This window comes from Rhodococcus sp. IEGM1339, from assembly GCF_050321925.1.
Lineage (GTDB): Bacteria > Actinomycetota > Actinomycetes > Mycobacteriales > Mycobacteriaceae > Rhodococcus > Rhodococcus pyridinivorans.
The window spans coordinates 233,204-253,177 of sequence record NZ_JBNQFT010000003.1 but is presented as its reverse complement, the minus strand read 5'-3'; the positions used below and the strand labels follow the sequence as shown (position 1 = coordinate 253,177).

General features: G+C 67.8%; 21 protein-coding genes and 1 pseudogene. 11 read left to right on the top strand and 11 right to left on the bottom strand.

The genetic code is table 11. The annotated features are described in order from the left end of the window. Positions 1-62 precede the first annotated feature (62 nt). The gene (locus ACQR3U_RS05780; protein ID WP_230809941.1) at positions 63-956 is read right to left on the bottom strand and encodes a type IV toxin-antitoxin system AbiEi family antitoxin domain-containing protein; all 894 of its coding nucleotides are present in this window, start codon (positions 954-956) and stop codon (positions 63-65) included. Between the two features lie 332 nt (positions 957-1,288). On the opposite strand from ACQR3U_RS05780, the gene urtA reads away from it, so the two are divergent. The 8 genes from urtA (at position 1,289) to atzF (ending at position 9,187) form a co-directional block, all read left to right on the top strand. Then, the gene (gene urtA / locus ACQR3U_RS05775) at positions 1,289-2,563 is read left to right on the top strand and encodes an urea ABC transporter substrate-binding protein (protein ID WP_230809940.1); all 1,275 of its coding nucleotides are present in this window, start codon (positions 1,289-1,291) and stop codon (positions 2,561-2,563) included. Positions 2,564-2,589: 26 nt separating this feature from the next. After that, positions 2,590-3,474, top strand: coding sequence for an urea ABC transporter permease subunit UrtB (urtB, locus tag ACQR3U_RS05770; RefSeq protein ID WP_006553586.1), 885 nt, complete (start codon positions 2,590-2,592; stop codon positions 3,472-3,474). Next, entirely contained in the window at positions 3,474-4,610 is a 1,137-nt protein-coding gene (gene urtC / locus ACQR3U_RS05765) for an urea ABC transporter permease subunit UrtC (RefSeq protein WP_230809939.1), read from the top strand. Before urtB ends, urtC begins: the two co-directional genes overlap by 1 nt. Further along, entirely contained in the window at positions 4,607-5,389 is a 783-nt protein-coding gene (gene urtD, locus ACQR3U_RS05760) for an urea ABC transporter ATP-binding protein UrtD (RefSeq protein WP_024101775.1), read from the top strand. Before urtC ends, urtD begins: the two co-directional genes overlap by 4 nt. Continuing rightward, positions 5,389-6,081: an urea ABC transporter ATP-binding subunit UrtE gene (gene urtE / locus ACQR3U_RS05755; protein WP_064852239.1), complete on the top strand. Its 693-nt coding sequence runs from the start codon at positions 5,389-5,391 to the stop codon at positions 6,079-6,081. The genes urtD and urtE overlap by 1 nt, the downstream gene beginning before the upstream one ends. After that, positions 6,081-6,767 carry a GntR family transcriptional regulator gene (locus ACQR3U_RS05750; RefSeq protein WP_230809938.1) on the top strand — a complete coding sequence of 229 codons (687 nt, stop codon included), beginning with the start codon at positions 6,081-6,083 and terminating at the stop codon, positions 6,765-6,767. The genes urtE and ACQR3U_RS05750 overlap by 1 nt, the downstream gene beginning before the upstream one ends. A gap of 54 nt (positions 6,768-6,821) precedes the next feature. Then, complete coding sequence (locus ACQR3U_RS05745) at positions 6,822-7,352, top strand: carboxymuconolactone decarboxylase family protein (RefSeq protein WP_024101778.1); 531 nt, start codon at positions 6,822-6,824, stop codon at positions 7,350-7,352. Between the two features lie 110 nt (positions 7,353-7,462). Continuing rightward, positions 7,463-9,187 (top strand): allophanate hydrolase, encoded by a 1,725-nt coding sequence (gene atzF / locus ACQR3U_RS05740; RefSeq protein WP_050993574.1) that lies wholly within the window; start codon positions 7,463-7,465, stop codon positions 9,185-9,187. A gap of 74 nt (positions 9,188-9,261) precedes the next feature. Here the strand turns inward: atzF and ACQR3U_RS05735 are convergent, their stop codons facing one another. From ACQR3U_RS05735 to ACQR3U_RS05720, 4 genes and pseudogenes are all read right to left on the bottom strand, one after another. Next, positions 9,262-10,698, bottom strand: coding sequence for a fatty acid desaturase family protein (locus tag ACQR3U_RS05735; protein ID WP_033096151.1), 1,437 nt, complete (start codon positions 10,696-10,698; stop codon positions 9,262-9,264). 28 nt (positions 10,699-10,726) lie between these two features. Further along, positions 10,727-10,924, bottom strand: a pseudogene (locus tag ACQR3U_RS05730) (2Fe-2S iron-sulfur cluster-binding protein); the annotation flags it as partial. Positions 10,925-11,050: 126 nt separating this feature from the next. Continuing rightward, a complete protein-coding gene (locus tag ACQR3U_RS05725; protein ID WP_006553595.1) occupies positions 11,051-11,383 on the bottom strand; it encodes a hypothetical protein in 333 nt (110 codons plus the stop codon). Further along, a complete protein-coding gene (locus ACQR3U_RS05720; RefSeq protein ID WP_230809937.1) occupies positions 11,383-12,195 on the bottom strand; it encodes a class I SAM-dependent methyltransferase in 813 nt (270 codons plus the stop codon). The genes ACQR3U_RS05725 and ACQR3U_RS05720 overlap by 1 nt, the downstream gene beginning before the upstream one ends. A gap of 179 nt (positions 12,196-12,374) precedes the next feature. Here ACQR3U_RS05720 and ACQR3U_RS05715 point away from each other — a divergent pair, with 179 nt between their 5' ends. Continuing rightward, complete coding sequence (locus ACQR3U_RS05715) at positions 12,375-13,064, top strand: helix-turn-helix transcriptional regulator (RefSeq protein WP_230809936.1); 690 nt, start codon at positions 12,375-12,377, stop codon at positions 13,062-13,064. Between the two features lie 74 nt (positions 13,065-13,138). On the opposite strand, the gene lpdA is transcribed toward ACQR3U_RS05715, so the two are convergent. The 4 genes from lpdA to ACQR3U_RS05695 all read right to left on the bottom strand — a co-directional run bounded on the left by lpdA (position 13,139) and on the right by ACQR3U_RS05695 (position 16,379). Next, positions 13,139-14,542: a dihydrolipoyl dehydrogenase gene (gene lpdA / locus ACQR3U_RS05710; protein ID WP_006553599.1), complete on the bottom strand. Its 1,404-nt coding sequence runs from the start codon at positions 14,540-14,542 to the stop codon at positions 13,139-13,141. Between the two features lie 63 nt (positions 14,543-14,605). Beyond that, positions 14,606-14,794 (bottom strand): hypothetical protein, encoded by a 189-nt coding sequence (locus ACQR3U_RS05705; protein ID WP_230809935.1) that lies wholly within the window; start codon positions 14,792-14,794, stop codon positions 14,606-14,608. After that, the gene (locus ACQR3U_RS05700; RefSeq protein ID WP_230809934.1) at positions 14,791-15,426 is read right to left on the bottom strand and encodes an ABC transporter permease; all 636 of its coding nucleotides are present in this window, start codon (positions 15,424-15,426) and stop codon (positions 14,791-14,793) included. The genes ACQR3U_RS05705 and ACQR3U_RS05700 overlap by 4 nt, the downstream gene beginning before the upstream one ends. After that, positions 15,423-16,379: an ABC transporter ATP-binding protein gene (locus tag ACQR3U_RS05695; protein ID WP_230810012.1), complete on the bottom strand. Its 957-nt coding sequence runs from the start codon at positions 16,377-16,379 to the stop codon at positions 15,423-15,425. The genes ACQR3U_RS05700 and ACQR3U_RS05695 overlap by 4 nt, the downstream gene beginning before the upstream one ends. 103 nt (positions 16,380-16,482) lie before the next feature. On the opposite strand from ACQR3U_RS05695, the gene ACQR3U_RS05690 reads away from it, so the two are divergent. Together ACQR3U_RS05690 and ACQR3U_RS05685 are read left to right on the top strand one after the other, a co-directional pair. Further along, entirely contained in the window at positions 16,483-17,208 is a 726-nt protein-coding gene (locus ACQR3U_RS05690) for a TetR/AcrR family transcriptional regulator (RefSeq protein WP_230809933.1), read from the top strand. A gap of 148 nt (positions 17,209-17,356) precedes the next feature. Further along, positions 17,357-18,016, top strand: a complete 660-nt coding sequence (locus tag ACQR3U_RS05685; protein WP_230809932.1) for a hemerythrin domain-containing protein — start codon at positions 17,357-17,359, stop codon at positions 18,014-18,016. A 64-nt stretch (positions 18,017-18,080) separates the two neighbouring features. Here ACQR3U_RS05685 and ACQR3U_RS05680 read toward each other — a convergent pair whose 3' ends face one another. Both ACQR3U_RS05680 and ACQR3U_RS05675 read right to left on the bottom strand, forming a co-directional pair. After that, positions 18,081-18,719: a response regulator gene (locus ACQR3U_RS05680; RefSeq protein ID WP_006553604.1), complete on the bottom strand. Its 639-nt coding sequence runs from the start codon at positions 18,717-18,719 to the stop codon at positions 18,081-18,083. Continuing rightward, complete coding sequence (locus ACQR3U_RS05675) at positions 18,716-19,951, bottom strand: sensor histidine kinase (protein WP_230809931.1); 1,236 nt, start codon at positions 19,949-19,951, stop codon at positions 18,716-18,718. Before ACQR3U_RS05675 ends, ACQR3U_RS05680 begins: the two co-directional genes overlap by 4 nt. Positions 19,952-19,974: the final 23 nt, after the last annotated feature.

The following is a 19,974-nucleotide window of genomic DNA, read 5'->3' as shown; positions in this document are numbered from 1 at the left end:
CCGCTCGCTTGTTTGCCATCCGCAGCGGAAGCAGATGCGGCACATAGCTGGGACGGTAGCGGTTACCGCCACGCACGGGCGACGGCACGGTCGAAGCGAGCGAGGACGACGTCGAACCGGGACAGTTCGGGCCACGTCCACCTGACCACTTCGAAGCCGAGGTCGCGCAGGGCGTCCTCCCGTCGCTTCTCGTTCCGTAGGGCCTCGACGCCTCCCTCGTCGTACTTGCCCATCCCGTCGAACTCACCGACGACTCCTTCGTCCTCCCAGAGGAAGTCGACCCGGGCGACGAACTGCCCGTCGGGTGTTCGTATCTCCTTCTGGAGCGTCGGTGCGGGCATGCCGGCCTGATGCATCCGCATGCGACTCAGCGATTCTCCCGGACTCTCGCTGCGACCGTCGAGAAATGCAGCCACGCGTCGCGCCGCGGCGATACCCCTACGCGGCCCGGACTCGTCGAGACAACAGAGCAACGCGGAGCCGAACTCGGCATCACGAGCCGCAGCACAATCACCCGCGATCACGGCTTCGTCGAAGTCGAGTGTGCAGGCGAGATCCACGACGGTCCGGGCGAGCGAGGTGCACGCTATGCCCGCGACCTCCGACAGGTCGTGAGGACGCAGAGGGGCGACGTGCAGGTGACGGTTCGCGTTCCTCCGACCACCACCCGATCTGCCGCGGGTGACGTGGACCCGCGTGAGATCCGGCTTCCACAGGGCGAGCCCGTGCAGGACGGCGGCGGACTCGTGGCTGATCACCGTGCCGGGCGCGAGCACTGCCCCGACGGATCGCACGCGCACGCGATAGCGATCGAGTTCGTCGAGGGAGTCGTCGCGGTGGAGGTAGACGCCGGGTTCGAGTCGCTCGAGTTCACCGGCGCGTACCGCACGACGGATCTCGGAGTCGGTCATCCCGGAAGCGAGAGCGGTGGTCCGCAGGAAAGGTGTCGGTCGCATGCGGACAACCGTGCCCGATCGTCGTGGTGCAGACGCGGTGCGAACACCGGTATTCGCGTCGCCTGTGGATGATCTCGCCACCTGTGGACAAACAGTTCGCTACACCGTCAGCTATCCGCCGCAGCGATTGCCGTAGCGGATAGCGAAGGTCGTAGCTGATGCTTGTGCGCACTTTGTAACGCCCACGAAATCTGTGTCACGAGACCGTGACCGGAAGATATTCCCGCGCAACAACTCCCTTCTACTGTGTGGCCTCACGGATACAGCGCTGTATACGCCTCCCGGATACACCGGGGTCCTCTCCGGCCACACCTTCGAAGGAAGGGCTCTACATGTCTGTTGTCAGGTCCAGGCTCGCCACCCGCGCCATCGCGGCCCCCGCGGCACTCGTCGCAGTCGGACTCGTGTTGTCCGCCTGCGGAAGCCGCGCAGGTGACGAGGGCAGCACGACCGGCTCCGGTGCTGCGTCGTGCGTCGACACCTCGGGCGACACCGTCAAGGTCGGCTCGCTCAACTCCCTGTCGGGCACGATGGCGATCTCCGAGGTCACCGTCCGCGACTCGATCGCGCTGGCCGTCGAGGAGATCAACGCCGACGGCGGTGTGCTCGGCAAGAAGATCGAGATCGTCTCCGAGGACGGCGCATCCGAGCCGACGGTGTTCGCGGAGAAGGCCGAAAAGCTCATCGGATCCGACTGCGTCGCAGCGGTGTTCGGTGGCTGGACATCGTCGAGTCGCAAGGCGATGCTGCCGGTCTTCGAGGACCGCAACGCGCTGCTGTACTACCCCGTCCAGTACGAGGGCCTCGAGTCGTCATCGAACATCTTCTACACCGGCGCGACCACCAACCAGCAGATCGTGCCGGCCCTGGACTACCTGAAGGAACAGGGCGTGAAGTCGCTCTACCTCGTCGGTAGCGACTACGTCTTCCCGCAGACCGCCAACCGCATCATCAAGGCGTACGCCGAGGCCAACGACATCGAGATCAAGGGTGAGGACTACACCCCGCTCGGCTCCACCGACTTCTCCACCATCGTCAACAAGGTGCGCACCGCCGACGCCGACGCGGTGTTCAACACACTCAACGGCGACTCCAACGTCGCGTTCTTCCGCGAGTACACCAACGCCGGCCTCAACGCGAAGGACATGCCGGTCGTGTCGGTGTCCATCGCCGAAGAGGAGGTGGGCGGCATTGGCGCACAGAACATCGAGGGCCAGCTCACCGCGTGGAACTACTACCAGACCGTCGACTCCCCCGAGAACACCTCGTTCGTCGAGGCGTACAAGGCGAAGTACGGCGCGAACAAGCCGACCTCCGATCCCATGGAGGCCGCTTACACCTCGGTCTACCTGTGGAAGAACACCGTCGAGAAGGCCGAGTCCTTCGAGGTCGACGACGTCGTCGAAGCCGCCGACGGCGTGACCTTCGACGCCCCCGAGGGCACCGTCACGATCGATGGCGACAACCACCACATCACCAAGACCGCTCGCGTCGGTGAGATCCGCGGCGACGGCCTGATCTACACCGTCTGGGAGTCCGACGGCGCCATCGAGCCCGACCCGTACCTCGAGTCCTACGACTGGGCGTCGGGCCTGTCCGGTAACTGAGCACGGAAGCCGAAGAGGGAGACGACATGGATGTCCTTGTAGGACAGCTCTTCACAGGATTGAGTATCGGATCGATCCTGTTGCTGGCAGCACTGGGGCTGTCGCTGACGTTCGGCCAGATGGGCGTGATCAACATGGCCCACGGCGAATTCATCATGGCCGGCAGCTACACCGCCTTCGTCGTGCAGCAGGTGATCTCCTCGGCCGGGATGTCCCTGTTCGTCTCCCTGCTCGTCGGCTTCCTGGTGGGCGGCGTGATGGGTGTGATCCTCGAGGTCACCCTCATCCGCCGCATGTACCACCGCCCACTCGACACCCTGCTGGTGACCTTCGGTGTGGGCCTGCTGCTGCAGCAGGCCGCCCGCGACATCTTCGGCGCCCCCGCCGTCAACGTCGTCGCACCGTCCTGGCTCTCCGGTGGTGTGGAGATCTTCGGGGCGGTGGTCCCGAAGACCCGCCTGTTCATCCTCGCCCTCGCCGTGGTCTGCGTGGTCGCCCTGATCGCGTCGATGAAGTACACCCCGATGGGACGACGGATCCGGGCCGTGGTGCAGAACCGCGATCTCGCCGAGACGGTGGGCATCTCGTCGCGCCGCACCGACATCACGACCTTCTTCCTCGGCTCGGGCCTGGCCGGCCTCGCCGGTGTGGCCCTGACACTCATCGGCTCGACCAGCCCGACCATCGGCCAGTCGTACCTCATCGACGCCTTCCTCGTGGTCGTCATCGGCGGTCTCGGCCGCATCGAGGGCGCCGTGCTCGCGGCCGTCGCACTGGGCCTGCTCAATTCGTTCATCGAGTACTCCACGACCGCGTCGATCGCGAAGGTCATCGTGTTCGTGCTCATCGTGATCTTTCTGCAGGTCCGTCCGCAGGGCCTGTTCGCCGTCAAGACGAGGAGCCTGGTCTGATGCCCGCGACCTTCTCGACCCGCACCTTCACCCGACCCGGACCCGTACGCACAGCAGGGGGATTCGCGATCGCCGCGATCGTCCTGTTCGGTCTCGCCCCCGCGCTGCTCTCCGATTTCCGTCTCGGCCTGCTCGGCAAGTTCCTGTGCTTCGCGATCGTCGCCGTCGGCATCGGCCTGGCCTGGGGTCGCGGTGGCATGCTCACCCTCGGCCAGGGTGTCTTCTTCGGCCTCGGCGCCTACATCATGGCCATGCACTTGAAGATCTCCGACGCGCAGCTCCGCGGCGACACCGTCCCGGACTTCATGCAGATCGCGGGCATCCGGGAACTACCCGCCTACTGGACCCCGTTCGCCTCCCCCGCCGTCACGCTGCTGGCGATCCTGATCGTGCCGGCCCTGCTCGCCGCCCTGCTCGGCTTCGGTGTGTTCGCCCGCCGCGTCAAGGGCGCCTACTTCGCCATCCTCTCCCAGGCACTGGCCGCCGCCTTCGCGATCCTGCTCATCGGCCAGCAGTCCACCGGAGGATCCAACGGCCTCAACCGTTTCCGCACCTTCTTCGGCTACGACCTGTCCGATCCGGTCAACAAGCGGATGCTGTTCTTCATCGTCGCCGCGATCCTGCTGCTCGTCGTCGCCGCGACCCGCCAGCTCATGCAGTCCCGCTACGGCGAACTGCTCGTCGCCGTGCGCGACCAGGAGGAGCGGGTCCGCTTCCTGGGCTACGACCCCGCCCTGATCAAGGTGGCCGCCTACACCGTCGCGGCCTTCTTCGCCGGCATCGCCGGGGCGATGTTCGTGCCCATCGTCGGCATCATCTCCCCCGCCGACGTCGGCATCGTCCCGTCGATTGCGTTCCTCATCGGTGTCGCCATCGGCGGACGCACCACCCTGCTCGGCCCGGTCCTCGGCGCGGTGGGCGTGGCGTGGGCACAGACCACCCTGTCGGAGAACTTCCCGTCGGCCTGGACCTACGCGCAGGGCCTGCTGTTCATCGTCGTCGTCGGCTTCTTCCCCGCCGGCCTCGCCGGAGTCATCACCCTGCTCCGCCGGCGCCGCCGCACCACCCCGACCGAACCCACACCCCCGACCGAACCCGAGCCCGCCGACCTTCCCGAGATGGAGCCCGTGCGATGAGCAAACCCGTCTACGGCGGCAACGCCGGAATGAGCAGCGACTACCTCGAGATCCGCGACCTGCGTGTCACCTTCGACGGCTTCACCGCCGTCGACGGCGTCGACCTCACCCTCCTCCAAGGCGACCTGCGGTTCCTCATCGGCCCCAACGGCGCCGGCAAGACCACCCTCGTCGACGCCGTCACCGGCCTGGTCCCAGCGACCGGCTCGATCACCAAATCCGGCGTCGAACTGCTCGGCAAGAAGACCCACAAGATCGCGCGCCTCGGTGTCGGCCGCACCTTCCAGACCGCCTCGGTCTTCGAGGAACTGTCCGTTCTGCAGAACCTCGACATCGCCGCCGGCGCGAGCCGCTCCCCGTGGCAGTTGCTGCGCCGCCGCAACAACGTTCTGCCCGAGATCGAGGAAACACTCGAGACGATCGGCCTGACCGCCCACCGCGACACCCCCGCGGGCATCCTCGCCCACGGGCAGAAGCAGTGGCTCGAGATCGGCATGCTGCTGGTGCAGAACGCCGACGTGCTGCTCCTCGACGAACCCGTCGCCGGAATGAGCGGTGACGAACGCGAGGAGACCGGGCAGCTGCTGCGCCGCATCGGCGCGCAGCGCACGGTGGTCGTCGTCGAGCACGACATGGACTTCATGCGCGCCTTCGCCACCTCCGTCACCGTCCTCGCCCGCGGCAAGGTCATCGCCGACGGCACCGTCGACCAGGTCCAGAACGACCCGCAGGTCCAGCAGGTCTACCTCGGGACCGCCACCGCTGCTCAGGAGGCATGATGCTCGAACTCGTCGACGTCCGCGCCGGTTACGGTCGCACCGAGATCCTGCACGGCATCTCCCTGACCGTGCCGACCGGCAAGACCGTCGCGGTCATGGGCCACAACGGTGCCGGCAAGACCACACTGCTGCGCGCCGCCGTCGGCCTGCTGCCCGTCACCAAGGGAAAGATCCTCTTCGACGGTGACGACATCACCTCGCTGCGACCATCTGCCCGCGTCGCCCGCGGCCTGGCCTACGTCCCGCAGGGGCAACAGTCCTTCGGCCAGCTCACCTGCCGGGAAAACCTGCAGGTCGTCGCCGACACGCGCCGCAACGGCCGTCAGTTGGTCACCGACATGCTCGACCTGTTCCCCGCCCTCGTCCCGCTACTCGACCGCCGCGCCGGCCTGCTCTCCGGCGGTCAGCGCCAGCAACTCGCCATCGCCCGCGCGCTGATCACCGAGCCGCGCATGCTCATCCTCGACGAGCCCACCGAAGGCATCCAGCCGTCGGTGGTCACCGAGATCGAGAACACCATCGTCGAACTCGGCCGCAGCGGCGACCTCGGGGTGCTGCTCGTCGAACAGCACATCGGTTTCGCCCTCGACAACGCCCTGCACTACTACGTCCTCGAATCCGGGCGCATCACCTCGACGGGTGACGGTGGTGTCGACGCCGCCTCCACCGTCCGTGCGGCGATGGCGATCTGATGGCCGCCGACACACGGCGCGAGTGGGTCTACAAGGCCCTGCGCGATCGTCTGATGTCCGGGACCTCCTCCCCTGACGAACGACTCAGTGAAGAACGCCTCGCCGAACAGTACGAGGTGTCGCGCACGCCGGTACGCGAGGCCCTCGCGCGACTGGTCTCCGACGGGCTCGTCGAACGCCGCGACCAGGGGTTGTACCCCTACCGTCCGCGCTTCGACGACCTCGCGGACCTGTACGAACTGCGGACCACCCTGGAGCTGCGCGGGATTCGCCGCGCACTCGACGGCGAGTCGGTGCGGCACGATCCCGACGTCCTCGGTCCCGAGCTCGACCGCTGGTATGAGATCCGCGAGGATCCGCCCGAGCCCGACGCCGGCTTCGTCACGCTCGACGAGCGCTTCCACATGACGTTGCTCGCCGCCTCCGGCAACCGTGCCCTGTGCGACGCGCTGGCCTCGGTGAACGCCAAGGTGCGCCCGGTGCGGATGTTCGACTATCTGACCCCCGACCGCATCGTCACGACCGTCGACGAGCACATCGAGGTCGCCGAGCTGGTTCTCGCCGACAAGCTCGACGACGCCCACGACCTGCTGCTCGCCCACATCGACACCTCGCGATCGGTGGTCGTGCGCCGGGCCGAGGAGGCACGCGCCTTCGCGCGGATGGCCCGGGCCGTCCGAGACTGACACTTCCGGTCGTGTCACGTGACCGGACGGGTCCGGTGCGGCACACTGGCGCTCATGACACCCCGCATCCCGCCCGGACGTTTCAAGGAACTCGGCCCGATCAACTGGGTGACATGGAAGGCCCTGTCCGCCGCCGGCGGCACCTCGGACGCCCACCTGTTCAGCACCCTCGGCCGCACCGGACGGCTGTTCCGCGGGTGGTTGCACTACGCCGGCATGCTCATGCCGTTCGGCCGTCTCGGCCGGTTCGAATCGGAGATGGTCATCCTGCGCGTCGCGCATCTGCGCGAGTGCGGTTACGAATTCGACCACCACACCCGCCTGGGTCGCCGTGCCGGCATCACCGACGAGGTGCGCGAGCGTATCGTCGCCGGACCCGACGCTCCCGGCTGGCAGGCGAGGCACTGCGCTCTTCTCGCCGCCGTCGACGAACTCGTGGCGACGAAGAATCTGTCCGACGAGACGTGGGCGTCGCTCGCGCAGTTCTACGACGACCGCAGGCTCATCGAGTTCTGTCTGCTGGTCACGCAGTACGACGCCCTTGCCACAACCATCGGTGTGCTGCGGATCGAACGCGACTTCTGATCCGTCCGCACCGGCCGGCATCGGTTCGGCGCGATCCCTAACAAGGCTGTTACACAACGTCACAGCAGCGTCATTGCTGGTCCATAGCGTATACAGCCATGTCCACAAAGATGTATACAGCTGCGGCGCCCGTCTCCCCGGTGAGGGTGTCCGCCACCGATCGGGTTCGTGCCGCACTGGGCCGCATCGACGAGGTGGATCGACCCGAGGTGTGGATCACGCTGCGCAGCGCCGACGATCTTCTCGCCGACGCCGCCGAAGTGGACGCACGGGTCGCCGCCGGTGAGTCCCTTCCCTTCGCCGGTCTGGTCGTGGCGGTCAAGGACAACGTGGACGTGGCGGGAATCCCGACCACTGCGGCATGTCCCGAGTTCGCGTACGTCCCGGAGGAAACCGCTTCGGGTGTCGAGCGTCTGGTCGCCGCCGGCGCCGTCGTGCTGGGTAAGACCAACCTCGACCAGTTCGCCACCGGTCTCGTCGGCACCCGCAGCCCGTACGGGGCGGTGCGGTGCGCGTGGGATCCCGAGAAGGTCTCGGGCGGTTCGAGTTCCGGTTCGGCGGCCGCGGTGGCGCTCGGCATCGCCGACATCGGGCTGGGCACCGACACGGCCGGTTCGGGACGGGTACCCGCCGCGCTGCACGGAATCGTCGGCATCAAGGCCACTCTCGGCGTCATCCCGGCGCACGGCGTGGTCCCGGCCTGCGTCGACTACGACTGCCTCACGGTCTTCGCGACGTCGCTCGACCTCGCGGCGACCGCGGTCCGGATCATGGCCGGACCCGAACCCCGCGACCCGCGCAGCAGGACCTGGCCCGCGGATGTACGACTCGCCGCGCCGAACACTCTGCGCGTCGCGGTGCCGCGCGCCGAGGATCTCGAAGCGTTGTGTGAGGAGTACCGCGACGCCTTCGCCCGCACGGTGACCGCGGCACGCGAATCCGGCATCGAGATCGCGGAGGTGGTCATCTCACCGCTGCTCGATGCTGCCCTGCTTCTCTACGACGGTGCCGTGGTGGCCCAGCGCTACGCGGCCGTCGGCGAGTTCCTGTCGACGGCACCGGAGGGTGCCGATCCCACGGTCGCCGCGATCGTCGCCGGCGCGAAGAAGCCTGCCGCCTACGAACTCGTCGAGGATCTCGACACCCTCATCCACGTGAAGGCGTTCGCGCGTGAACTGCTCGCCGGGTTCGACGGGTTGCTGCTCCCGACGACGACGGAACACCCGACGATCGCCGCGGTGCAGGCCGATCCGATCGCCATCAATCGGCGGATGGGCACCTACACCAACTTCTGCAACCTGCTGGACATGACGGCGGTGGCGGTGCCCGGTGCGCCGACACCGGCCGGTGAGCCGTTCGGGGTCATGGTCGTGGTCCCGGCCTTCGGCGACCAGGTGGCCGTGGACGTCGCGGCCGCGCTGAACGGTGTGGACGCACCGCGTGTGGTCGAGTCCGGCGTCGAACTCGCGGTCTTCGGAGCGCACCTGCGCGGTCAGCCGCTGCACTTCCAGCTCGAGGAACTCGGGGCGCGCTTCGTCGAGGAGGTGTACACCTCCGACGCGTACCGCCTCGCCGCGTTGAACACGACGCCGCCGAAGCCGGGCCTGGTGCGTCACGCACCGGGCGAGGGCGCCGCCATCGTCGGTGAACTGTTCCGGTTGTCGGAGGCCGGACTGGGTCGGTTCCTCGCCGCGCTGCCCGCCCCGATGACGTTGACGAGTGTCGAACTGGCGGACGGACGGTGGGTCGTCGGCTTCGGCTGCACGCAGGACGCAGCCGCCGACGCGGTGGACATCACCGAGTTCGGCGGCTGGAAGGCATACCGGGCGTCCTGACCCCGGCTCCGGAGTGCAGTTCTCATCGGCGAATTCGCGCATCGTCGACGACAACTGCACACCGGACGACGTGATCAGCGGGGTGGCGGATCGACCTTCACGCCGCCGCCCTCGTGTTCTGGTCCGGCGTCGGGATGGTCGGCGGGCAGACGGTCGCGGAACCGTGCGGCCTCGCTGGGAACGGGACCGCCGGTGGGGTCCTGCGAACGACGATACGGTCCGGGCTTCGGACGGGGCTTGCCGCCCGGGAAGGCGAGCCGGGCGATGGTGCGGTGCACCATGAACCACTGCTTGCCCAATCGCCCCGAGTTGTAGGGCAGTTCGTAACGCTCGCAGATGTCCTTGACCTTCGGCGCGACCTCCGCGTAACGGGTGCTCGGCATGTCGGGGAACAGGTGATGCTCCACCTGGTAGCCGAGATTGCCGCTGAGGATGTGGAACAGCGGGGTGCCTTCGATGTTCGCGGCGCCGACGAGTTGCCGCACGTACCACCCTCCACGCGACTCGTTCTCGACCTCCTTCTTCGAGAAGGTATAGGTCTGGTCCGGGAAGTGCCCGCAGAAGATGATCGCGTGCGCCCACACGTTGCGGATGATGTTGGCCGTGATGTCGGCGAGAACCGTCGCGAGGAAGGTCTTCTCGACACCGGGCAGATACCGGTCGGCGAGATGGGCTGCGGTACGAAACTTTCCGGACCGGCCCTTGCCCATCGGTCCCTTGCTCATCGACCGCAGTCGCCGGCCCAGACGCGAGGTCTTCGGCTGGGGCAACCGGCCCTGCAGCGCGACCTGCGCGAGACCGAACAGCGCGGCGCTCACCAGCGGCCAGCCGACGTAGTCCTTGACGAACTGCGCGCGGGCCTTGCCGAAGATGCCCTTCAGCTCCTCGATCACCTGACCGGTCGACTTCTCGCCGGCCCACAACGCCTCGAGGTCGAGGTCGTGCAGCGCCACACCCCATTCGAAGAGCACGGTGAGCAGCGCGTTGTAGAGAGGTTGCGCCAGGTAGACGGGGTGCCACTTCTGGTGCGGGTCGATCCGCATGATCTCGTAGCCGAGATCCTTGTCGAGGCCGCGGATGTTCGTGAACGTGTGGTGGATGTAGTTGTGCGAGTGCTTCCACGCCTCCGCGGTGGAGGCGGTGTCCCAGTCCCACACCGACGAGTGGATGTCCGGATCGTTCATCCAGTCCCACTGGCCGTGCATGACGTTGTGGCCGATCTCCATGTTCTCGAGGATCTTCGCCACTCCGAGACAGGCTGTCCCGGCCACCCAGGCGGGCTTGTACGACGACGCGAAGAGCAGTAACCGCCCCGCGACGACCAACTGCCGTTGCGTGGCGATGACGTTCTTGATGTACTGCCGGTCCTTGTCGCCGAGACTCGAGTACACCTCGTCGTGGATGGCGTCGAACTCCTCGGCGATCTGCTCGAGATCGTCGTCGCTCAGATGCGCGAGCGGACTCTGTGGTTCCCGTGTCCCGGTGTCGGTCCTGTCGATGCTTCTCGTCACGACGCCCCCTGCTTCGAAGCCGGTTGCTTCACAGTTCTATTTCGATGTCACCCTCCGCGGTGTGGATACAGGTACGCACCGCAGCCCCGGTGGGCTCGCTCACCTCGTCGGTCCGCAGGTCCCGGAGTTGCCCGGATTTCAGCGTTCCGACGCACGTGTGGCAGATGCCGATACGGCAGCCGTATGGCAACTTCAGGCCGGCGTTCTCGCCTGCGACCAGGATGGGTTCGCAGCAACCATCTCCGAACCGGGTGCACGTGTGGGCGAGCGCCGCGTTCCGCCATGGCGCAACACTACGCGGGCGCGCACACCTCACGTGCACATTCGTCGCCGATGTGGGATCGGTGACAGCTCAGCGCAGGATCGTCAGCTGCACCACGGAATCGGCGTTCGCGACGAGGCGGTGCACGATGCCGGCGTCGACGTGGACGGCGGTACCCGGTACGAGCGACACGGTCTCGTCGGCGGTGCTGAACGAGATGTCGCCGGTGACGGCCTGCACGAGGATCGGAGCGCCGGCCTTGTGGTCGTCCATCGTCTGCCCGGCGACGAAGGACAGACGTACCACGGTGGCACCGGTGACCGCCGCGAGCTTCTCGATGCGTGGCCCGCTCCCCTCACCCGCGTTGAGCTCCGCGAGCCCCTCGATACGGGTGAGCTTGCCCTCGACCTGCTGTGTACTCATCACGCTTCCTTCTTCGTGGCGACGATCTCGATCGCGACCAGATGCTTCTTGTACTTCGTGAACGTCGACCGCATCTGGAGCACCCGGCTGCGGGCGTCGGAGTCGCGAAGGACGTTGCGAACGAACTTCAGGGTGCCGGGCAGGCCCTCGTCGGCGAGGATGCGCTTGGGTTCGAGCAGCGCCATGGGAGCGAAGCCGATCTTCTCGACCTCGAATCCGTTCTCCTCGAACAGGGTCCGCCATTCCGCCGCGGTGAGCGGGCGGGCGTTGACCTTGATCGAGCGCGCGAGCGACGTGCGGATCTCGGTCTTGACCTCGTCATCGACCTCGTCGGGTTCGATCGCGAGTTCGTGGATGGCGTACCGGCCGCCCACACGGAGCACCCGGCGGGCCTCCTGCACGATCTCCGCCTTGTGCCTGTCGGTCTGCATGGTCAGCATCGCCTCGCCGACCACGACGTCGGCGACCTCGTCGTCGAGTCCGGTCTTCGACGCCTCGCCGCTGACCACACTGCCTCCGCCGGCGATGGCCTTGCGCGTCAGTTCGGCTGCCGTCTCGTCGGATTCGATTCCGGTGTAGCTGCCGGGCGAGTACGCGAGGATCTCCTGCGCCGTCCGGCCGAGGCCGGGCGCGAACTCGACGACGTCCGCGCCACGCAACCTCGCGTCGGCGAGCACGCGTGCCGTCAGTTCCTTACCGCCGGGCCGCAGCACACGCTTGCCCAGGCGGGCGAGCAGCCAGTGTCCCGGCAGGTGGGCGGTGTCCCTACCCGCAAGGGGGAGAGCGTCTTCCGATGCGTGCTTGTCCGCCATGTTCTGCACTCCTTCTCGCGAGGGCAAGGGTGGCTACGGTTCCGAGGCTCTCCGGACCGGTCGTAACGTGGACGGTGCGTCGGTTGTCGCCTCCATGGCGCCGACTATAGAGGATTTTCCTCCTTTTAATAAGGTGACCCTCACCTGAGAGTCATCGCGGGCGCGACGGGAGAGCGGACTTGGCACGGCGGGTGAAGCAACGCGAGCGGATTCTCGGCCTGTTGCGGGAGTCCTCGGGCCCGGTCGACGCCCATCATCTCGCCGCCACGCTCGACCTGCACGTCACGACCGTCCGCTTCCATCTCGCGGGCCTCGGGGAGGAAGGTCTCGTCCGCACCCGGCAACTTCCGATCGAGCGGGTCGGGCGCCCGCGCCTCGGCTACGTCGCGGTGAAGGAACCGTCCTACACCGATCTCGTCGCGCTGCTCGCCGCGCGGATCGGGGGCACCCCCACCGAGCGCGAGGACAGGGCGTTCGAGGTGGGCTCGGACTGGGCGGGCATGCTCGCCCTCGCCCTCGCCCTCGCACCCGCGCCGACCGTCGACGCCGGCACGCTCGTCATCGACGCCCTGCAGCAGTTGGGTTTCGAGACGCAGAGCGCGACGAATGCCTTCGGCACCCACAGCCTCACGTTGTGCACGTGCCCGCTCGCGGAGATCGCCCGCACGAATCCCGAAGTGGTGCGCGGCATCCAACGCGGATTGATCCAGCGTGTCCTCGACGACCACGCCGACCTGCTGCGCAGCCGCTACGCCGTCGACGTCCGGCCCGACCCGCAGGACGGTAACTGTCTCGTGCAGCTGGTGCTGCGCCCGGAGAAGGGCGGAACGACGTCAGCCCGCGACGACGGTCGAGTCGTCACGGGCTGAGCCGGTACATCCGAGCGGGGATCCGCCCACACGGAAGAAGGGTGAACGCGGGGCCTCGGGTCGGCCCCGCATCCTCAGAAGTTGATCATGTGTCCGGCGAGACCGTGGATGGCCTCCTGCAGCGCCTCGCTCAGAGTCGGGTGCGTGTGGACGTTGCGCGCGAGCTCGTTGACCGTGAGGTCCCACTTCTGGGCCAGGGTCAGCTCGGGCAGCAGCTCCGAGACGTCGGGGCCGATGAGGTGGCCGCCGATGAGCTCACCGTGGGTCTTGTCGGCGATGAGCTTGACGAAGCCGTTGGGATCACCCAGACCGTGCGCCTTGCCGTTGGCGGTGAACGGGAAGGTCGCGACCTTCACGTCGTAGCCCTCGGCCTTCGCCTGCTCCTCGGTGAGACCGAAGGAGGCGACCTGCGGCTGGCAGAAGGTCGCACGCGGCATCATGCGGTAGTCGCCGAGCTCGAGGGTCTCGGCACCGCCGATGGTCTCGGCCGCGACCACGGCCTGCGCCTCCGCGACGTGCGCGAGCTGAAGCTTCGCGGTGACGTCGCCGATGGCGTAGATACCCTTGACGTTGGTGCGCATGCGCTCGTCGATCGCGATGGCACCGCGGTCGGTGAGCTCGACGCCGGTGTTCTCGAGGCCGTAGCCCTCGACGCGCGGCGCGAAGCCGACCGACTGCAGCACCTTGTCGACCGTGACGGTCTCGACGTTGCCGGACTTGTTGTCCTTGATCTCGACGGTCACCTTCGAACCGTCGTCCGAGATCTTCTGCACCGCGGCACCGGTCTTGATGGTGATGCCGAGCTTCTTGTACGCCTTGGCGATCTCCTTGGAGACGTCGGCGTCCTCGTTGGGCAGTGCGCGGTCGAGGAACTCGACGATGGTGACGTCGACCCCGTAGTTCTTCAGGACGTAGCCGAACTCCATGCCGATGGCACCGGCACCGACGATGACGATGGACTCGGGGAGGTCGCGGGTGAGGATCTGCTCCTCGTAGGTGACGACGTTGTCGCTGAGCTCGGTGCCCGGCAGCAGCTTGGTGACGGAGCCGGTGGCGATGATGACGTTGTCGAAGGTCACCTGTTCGGTGCCGCCCTTGGTGAGGGTCACCTCGATGGTCTTGGCGTCGACGAACGAGCCCTTACCGTCGTATTCGGTGATCTTGTTCTTCTTCATGAGGAAGTGCACGCCCTTGGTGCGCCCGTCCGCGACCTTGCGGCTGCGGTCGTAGGCGGCACCGAAGTCGAAGGACACGTCTCCCGAGATGCCGAAGGTCTTGGCCTCTTTGTTGAAGAGATGTGCCAGCTCGGCGTTGCGGAGAAGTGCCTTCGAGGGGATGCAGCCGACGTTCAGGCAGACACCACCCCAGTACTTCTGCTCGATGATGGCGGTGCTCAGTCCCAGCTGTGCCGCGCGGATAGCAGCGACGTACCCACCGGGACCGGCTCCGAGGACAACGACGTCATAGTGTGAGGTCACGGATATACAGGGTAGTCCCGCCCGATTCCGGTGTCTGCCGATGGTCCGGTTACCGGCCGGTAGCTACAGGATCCGGTGATCGGCCGTGTATCGGCGCACGGCGAGCGGGACCGTCACGGCGAGCAGCACGACGCACCAGCCGAACGCCGACCACACCGGATGGTGCAGCGGCCACGCCGCATCCGCGGGTACCGGCGCGGACGCCGAGAGCAGCTCGCGCAGCGCACCTACGACGGCACTGACGAGATTCACTCGGCGATCTGTCGGACGACCACCGGCATCGTGTCGGTGGGCACGAAGATGTTCGAGAACATGATCGTGCCGAAGATCATGGGTGCGCACTGCTGCAGGACCTGTTCGTCCCGGATCGAGACGCCGAGCCACACACCTACCCACGAGAATGCGAACCGGAACAACAGCAGCACCACCGCGGCGAGGGCGATCTCCCCGGCGCCCGCTTCGATCCGCCAGCCGACGAGATATCCGATGCTGACCATCGGCGCCAGCGTGACCGCACACGTCAGGGTCTCGGCGAAGGCGAGTACGGCGGGCGCGGCCACCGGGGAGGTGGGCAGGGTCCGGAAGCGATCCGACAGTCCGCTGCGCATGTCGGCGTTCGCGGTGGCGGCGGTGGTCGCGAGGCCCATGGCCGCCACGAGGACGAGCACACCCGGCATCAGGTATGCGCGGTAGGCGGCGCCCTCGCCACCGGACAGGGCGCCGGCGAAGACGAATCCGAAGAGCAGCATCATGCCCAGCGGTGCGGCGAGGGTGACGAACAGCAGGGCCGGCGAGTGCCGGTAGGTCAGCAGGACGCGATGCAGCAACGTCCGGGTGCCGGTGAGGGCAGAACTGCCGTGGCCGGACTCGTGGATGGTGGTCATGCGGACTCCTCGATTCGCTCGCGTCCGGTCAAGGTCAGGAATGCCTCGTCGAGACCGACGCGGCGACGGCCGATGTCGTCGACGGGGACACCCGCGTCGTCGAGGGCGCGCAGCACGGGCAGCAGCGGCACCGAGTGGGCGTCGGTCGTGAAGGACAGCCGGACCGAGCCGTTCTCGACCGGCACCTGGATGCCGTTGTGGCGCAGGCCGAATGCGCCGATGACGGCGACGGCCTCGTCGATGTGGGCAGCACCGGGGAGGACGAGGTCGAGTCCGGAGCCGACCGCCTCCTTGATCTCGGCGGGAGTGCCGGTCGCGATCGTCCGGCCCGCGTCGAGGATGGTGATGTCGTCGGCGAGCCGGTCGGCCTCGTCGAGATACTGCGTGGTGAGCAGGACCGCGGTGCCCTCGGCGACCAGTTCGCCGACCATCCCGTAGATCTCGTTGCGGCTGCTCGGGTCGAGACCGGTTGTCGGTTCGTCGAGGAAGAGCACGTCGGGTCGCACGAGCATCCCGGCGAGCAGATCCAGCCGCCGGCGCATGCCGCCGGAGTAGGTGCTCGCCTGCCGGTTCGCAGCATCGGCGAGGCCGAAGCGGTCGAGCAGTTCGACCGTGCGGGTGTGGGCGGCGCGGCCGGCCAGACCGTGCAGGCGAGCGACGATCATCAGGTTCTCGACACCGGTCAGTCGTAGATCCACCGCGTGGTACTGGCCGACGAAGCCGATGCAGCGCTTCACGCGGGTCGCGTCGTGCACCACATCGAAGCCGCGTACGCGGGCACGTCCGGCCGTGGGCCGCAGCAGGGTGGCGAGCATCCGGACGATGGTGGTCTTCCCCGATCCGTTCGGACCGAGGAGCGCATGGACGCGCCCCGGCGGGACGCGCAGGTGGACGTCGTCGACGACGATGCGATCGCCGAACGCCCGGGTGAGGCCTTCCGCCTCGAGTGCCATCTCGGTCACGATCCACCTCTCGATTGGGAACACCGTTCGCAGTTCGAGGGTACGCATCTGCGAACATCGTTCGCAACCCGTTCGAGGGGGCATGCTGTCCTGCATGACGGTCTCCGACTCGATCTGGCTGCGGTCCGACACCGGGCGCCCCGGCCCGCGACCGGCCTACACGCTCGACCAGCTCGCAGACGCGTGCGTGCGGATCGCCGACGAGGACGGCATCCGCGCCCTGTCCATGCGCAGGCTCGCCGACGCCCTCGGCACCGCCCCCGCGTCGCTCTACCGCTACGTCTCCGGCAAGACCGATCTCGTGGACCTCATGGTCGACCGGGCCGGAGCCGAATACCGCTTCGCTCCGCTGACCGGTGACGTGCGCGCCGACGTACTCGACGTCGCCGAACAGTCCCGCGCAATCCACCGCCGGCATCCCTGGCTGAGCCAGGTCACGGCATCGACGCTCGGCCCGAACTCGATGCGGTATCTCGACCACCTCGTCGGCGCCCTCGCCCCCGCCGGACTCGACCCGACCGCGACGATGACCGGAGTCGCCCTCCTGTCGGGGTGGGTCACCAACTTCGCCGCGCAGGAGGCCGCCGGGATGTCTGCAGGGGCGGCCGGCGGCGGAGCCGCGCACATCGCCGCGATGCTCGAGCACGGCGACTACCCGCATCTCACCGCCCTGATGACCGGCGCGTCCGCCGGAGGATCCGCAGGTGATGTCGCAGATGCGGACAGCCGCAGCGGTGCGGACGACGGATCCGATGCGAACGACCGTGCGTTCCGCGCCGGCATCGACGCGCTCCTGTTCGGCATCGCGCCGACCCGCTGACATCGCCTGCCGGCTCCCTGCAAGCGCCGGAGTGATGATCACGGACCGAGCGCGCGGAGACATTCTTGGCGACCACTTGGTGCGCGACGATCTCCGGCGCCCGCTCGGCACCAAGCCGGTTCCAAGTCCGGCCGCGCACGCTACCGACATGACTTCCGCATCCCTCACCCCGCGCCTCACCACCGACGACGACCTGCTCGGAATGCGGCTCGCGCACCGCGTGATCCTCCGCGACGTCACCCGGCTCCGCGAACTGGCGGACCGGATGCTCGCAGATCCGTCGAGCTTCGACAGGGCCCGCTACGCGGCGACCGCCGACTATGTCGGACTGTTCGTCGCGAGTCTCTACCACCATCACAACGTGGAGGACCTCGCACTCTGGCCGCTGATCACCGCGTCGGCCGGACCCCACGTCGACTTCACCGAACTCACCGACGACCACGACGAACTCGACCCGCTCCTCGACGAACTCGGCGAATTCACCCGCGGGCTCCCCGACCCCGCGGCAGTGGCCGGCTTCGCACGCACCCTCCGCACGCTGAGTGAGCACCTCCACGAGCACATCGCGGACGAGGAACGAACGGTCTTCCCGCTCATCACCGGGCACGTCTCCGCCGACGCGTGGCAGCGGTTCGAGAAGGACGCCCAGCGCGGTGGCCGGGCCGACTTCGACCTCACCCGCTTCTTCGCCGTGATGCCCGAGGACGAGACCGAGCGGGTCCGCCGCGAACTGCCCCTTCCGGTGCGACTGATGGTCGCGGTCTTCTCCCGTCGGCAACGACGCCGCGAGCGTGCGGTGTTCGGCTGACCCTGCTGTTCGGCTGACCCTGCTGTTCGGCTGACCCTGCTGTTCGGCTGACCCTGCTGTTCGGCTAACCCAGGATCCCGCGGTCGTAGGCGACTGCGACCGCGGCCGCCCTGTCCTTCACCTCGAGCTTCGCGAAGACGTGGGTCAGGTGGGTCTTCACGGTCGCCTCGCTGATGAACAGCTCCTGGGCGATGGCCCGGTTCGAGGTGCCCTTCGCGACGAGCGCCAGCACCTCACGCTCCCGGGCGCTGAGCGCCTGCGGGGCGGTGGGTGTCCGCATGTGGTTCATCAACCGCGACGCGACCACCGGCGACAAGACGGTCCGTCCCTCTGCCGCGGCCCGCACCCCGGCGAACAGGTCGTCCCGCAGAGCGTCCTTGAGCAGGTAGCCGGTCGCGCCGGCCTCGATCGCAGGCACGGTGTCGGCGTCCGTGTCGTAGGTCGTCAGCACCAGGACGCGACTGCGCGCACCTCGCGCGACGAGTTCGGTGATCGCCTGCACTCCCCCGCCTCCCGGCATCCGCAGGTCCATGAGCACCACGTCGGGGTCGAGTTCGAGCGTGAGGGTCACGGCCTCCGGACCGGAGGCAGCCTCTCCGACCACGTCGAATTCCGGGGATGCGGCGAACATTCCGCGCAGGCCGTCCCGCACGACGGGGTGGTCGTCGACGATCAGCACGGTGATCTCGTCCGCGTCGGTCACGACATCCTCCCGGCCCTGATCAGCGGCACCCGCACCGAGACCGCGGTCCCCACACCCGGTTCGGACTCGACGTCCACGACGCCGGCGATCCGGTCGGCACGGGACTGCATGCCCCGCAACCCGAATCCGTCGCCCGGTGTCGCGCACGGATCGAAACCGCATCCGTCGTCCCGGATGTCCACACTCACTTCGTCGTCCATATAGGACACCGTGACACCGGCACGGTGTGCGGAGGAATGCTTGGCGACGTTCGCGAGGGCCTCCTGGGTGATGCGGAACAACGTCACGCCGATGTCGTTGTGCAACGGTTCGGTGGTGCCCGTGACCGTGAGATCGACCCGGATCCCGTGTTCGGCCGACCATCTCTCCACCTCGTGGGCCAGCGCGTCGTCGAGCGTGCGGTGCTCGAGTGCCTCGGGAGCGAGATTGCGCACCGAGCGGCGGGCATCGCCGAGGCTGCGTCGCGCAAGGTCCGTGGCCCTCTCGACGTGGCGCCGCGCCGCCTCCGGATCGGCGGTGTCCTGTGCCGCCTGCAACTGCGTGACGATCCCGGCCAGGCCCTGGGCGAGGGTGTCGTGGATCTCCGCGGCGAGCCGGCGGCGCTCGTCGTCGATCCCCGCTTCCCGGGCATGCACCAGCAGCTGCGCGTGCAGGGCCTGGTTCTCGGACAGCGCGTTCTCGAGTCGGACGTTGGTGCGTTCGAGTTCGGTGATCGCAGCGAGCCGTTCGAGACTTCGCTGCTCGTCGCGTTCGGCGAGCCTCATCATCAGCATGGAAATCGAGGCGTTGAGCACGACGAGGAGCCCGAATGCGATCCACATCGTCGTGTCGTCCGGCGGCAGACCACCCGCCTGCGAACCCGCCACCGTCACGGCGGTGACGATCAGCCCGAACCGGCTCCAGCGGTCCGGCAGCATCGCGTGGGCATCGAAGTAGCCGGAGGCCGCATAGATCGCGAAGAACGGGTTGAGCCAGCTCAGGACGAACGCCAGGGCGGACCGGAGCAGGTAGTAGACCGCGTCGCCCTCCGGCATCGACCGGCGGCGGCGACCGCGCCACAGTTCCAGACCCACCGCCACCGCGGTGAGCACCGCTGCCGTGTACCGCTCGGCGGGACTCATCAACAACGTCGCGGTGCCGACGGACAGGACGGTGCCGGTCGCGAGCATCCCCACCGGCGCCCATCTGTAGGTCCGAAGCCACGGATCGTCGGTGGTCGTCGGTGCCGTCATGGCTTCCAGGATGACGGTCGACG

Bases quoted from the DNA above. Each gene is read 5' to 3' on its own strand.
- ACQR3U_RS05780 (WP_230809941.1), bottom strand. From the start codon at position 956: ATGCGACCGACACCTTTCCTGCGGACCACCGCTCTCGCTTCCGGGATG.
- urtA (WP_230809940.1), top strand. From the start codon at position 1,289: ATGTCTGTTGTCAGGTCCAGGCTCGCCACCCGCGCCATCGCGGCCCCC.
- urtB (WP_006553586.1), top strand. From the start codon at position 2,590: ATGGATGTCCTTGTAGGACAGCTCTTCACAGGATTGAGTATCGGATCG.
- urtC (WP_230809939.1), top strand. From the start codon at position 3,474: ATGCCCGCGACCTTCTCGACCCGCACCTTCACCCGACCCGGACCCGTA.
- urtD (WP_024101775.1), top strand. From the start codon at position 4,607: ATGAGCAAACCCGTCTACGGCGGCAACGCCGGAATGAGCAGCGACTAC.
- urtE (WP_064852239.1), top strand. From the start codon at position 5,389: ATGCTCGAACTCGTCGACGTCCGCGCCGGTTACGGTCGCACCGAGATC.
- ACQR3U_RS05750 (WP_230809938.1), top strand. From the start codon at position 6,081: ATGGCCGCCGACACACGGCGCGAGTGGGTCTACAAGGCCCTGCGCGAT.
- ACQR3U_RS05745 (WP_024101778.1), top strand. From the start codon at position 6,822: ATGACACCCCGCATCCCGCCCGGACGTTTCAAGGAACTCGGCCCGATC.
- atzF (WP_050993574.1), top strand. From the start codon at position 7,463: ATGTATACAGCTGCGGCGCCCGTCTCCCCGGTGAGGGTGTCCGCCACC.
- ACQR3U_RS05725 (WP_006553595.1), bottom strand. From the start codon at position 11,383: ATGAGTACACAGCAGGTCGAGGGCAAGCTCACCCGTATCGAGGGGCTC.
- ACQR3U_RS05720 (WP_230809937.1), bottom strand. From the start codon at position 12,195: ATGGCGGACAAGCACGCATCGGAAGACGCTCTCCCCCTTGCGGGTAGG.
- ACQR3U_RS05700 (WP_230809934.1), bottom strand. From the start codon at position 15,426: ATGACCACCATCCACGAGTCCGGCCACGGCAGTTCTGCCCTCACCGGC.
- ACQR3U_RS05695 (WP_230810012.1), bottom strand. From the start codon at position 16,379: ATGGCACTCGAGGCGGAAGGCCTCACCCGGGCGTTCGGCGATCGCATC.
- ACQR3U_RS05690 (WP_230809933.1), top strand. From the start codon at position 16,483: ATGACGGTCTCCGACTCGATCTGGCTGCGGTCCGACACCGGGCGCCCC.
- ACQR3U_RS05685 (WP_230809932.1), top strand. From the start codon at position 17,357: ATGACTTCCGCATCCCTCACCCCGCGCCTCACCACCGACGACGACCTG.
- ACQR3U_RS05675 (WP_230809931.1), bottom strand. From the start codon at position 19,951: ATGACGGCACCGACGACCACCGACGATCCGTGGCTTCGGACCTACAGA.